The organism is Hoylesella timonensis S9-PR14 (assembly GCF_000762405.1).
Classification (GTDB): Bacteria; Bacteroidota; Bacteroidia; order Bacteroidales; family Bacteroidaceae; genus Prevotella; species Prevotella timonensis_A.
This window is the reverse complement of the sequence record NZ_JRPQ01000209.1, coordinates 1-1,006: the sequence shown is the minus strand read 5'-3', so window position 1 is coordinate 1,006 and position 1,006 is coordinate 1. Positions and strand designations below refer to the sequence as shown.

The following is a 1,006-nucleotide window of genomic DNA, read 5'->3' as shown; positions in this document are numbered from 1 at the left end:
CGGGCAATGTGTTTTCTCCTGTGGACATCACGACTTTTGAGCCGTCTATCGTAATGCGGCAAAAGATTGCCGTTGTACCATCCGCTTTCAGTTTACTGCGATTGATGTAGAACAAAATGTTGAATGTACTGCGCATAATCCTCAAAGGCTAAGGGTTAAATCTTCTGTAAAAGAGAGAAAGCGACCAAATTCCTCAAATACTTTCTTCGGTGTTACATGGGCATAACGCTCGGTGGTCTCAATCTTGCTGTGTCCAAGCATTTTACTCACTGTTTCAATCGGCACTCCATTCTCCAAGGTTATCAATGTCGCAAAGGTGTGCCGTCCTACATGTGCGGTTAAGGGAATGGCAATCCCAGCTCTCAGTTGCAGTGCTTTCAAGAGGAAACGATAGGTCTTGTAGCTGATACTCGGTAAAAGCTTGTCTCATTCAGTCGAATAGTATGTATCAAGCAGTGTAGCGGCTTGGGGAAGAAGTTTTACCCGACAAAGGCTGTTTGTCTTTTGCCTTCTGAATTTAAGCCACATAGCTCCTGCATCATCCTGCACAAGGTGTTCCTTGCACAGATTCATCATATCGCAAAAGGCAGTGCCTGTGTAGCAGGTAAATAGGAAAAGGTTACGGGCAAGTGTCAGTTCTGTTTCCTCCTCTTCTAATCGGACTTGCTTTATCCTATCAAAAGAAGCCCTGTCCAACGCTCTGGGCAGTTTACTCTCTCCTCTGTCTATCTTGACAAGGTCAAAGAGAGGACGGTCTATAATAGCTTCACGAAAAGCCAAACGGTACACTTTCTTGACTGCCAAAGCCATCTTGCGGTAATAACTCTGTGAATGACCGTGCCTTCCCACACTGTATTCATGCAAGCCGTCCAAGAAATCCTCGGTTAGTTGCCCAAAGGTAATGTCGCCGGTATGGTATCGCTCTTGTATAAAGACTTGCAGATGCTTTCGGAGCATGTAATACATCGAGTGCCAACGTGCCGAAATCTCCACGCCAACCAATTGC

At 45.6% G+C, this 1,006-nt stretch carries 1 protein-coding gene and 1 pseudogene; both read right to left on the bottom strand.

The window, feature by feature from the left end:
- Window positions 1-136 (bottom strand): Arm DNA-binding domain-containing protein (locus tag HMPREF9304_RS15075; RefSeq protein WP_262502977.1); only part of this gene is annotated, 136 nt, incomplete at its 3' end.
- A gap of 5 nt (window positions 137-141) precedes the next feature.
- Window positions 142-1,006: pseudogene (locus tag HMPREF9304_RS11760) on the bottom strand (site-specific integrase); the annotation flags it as partial.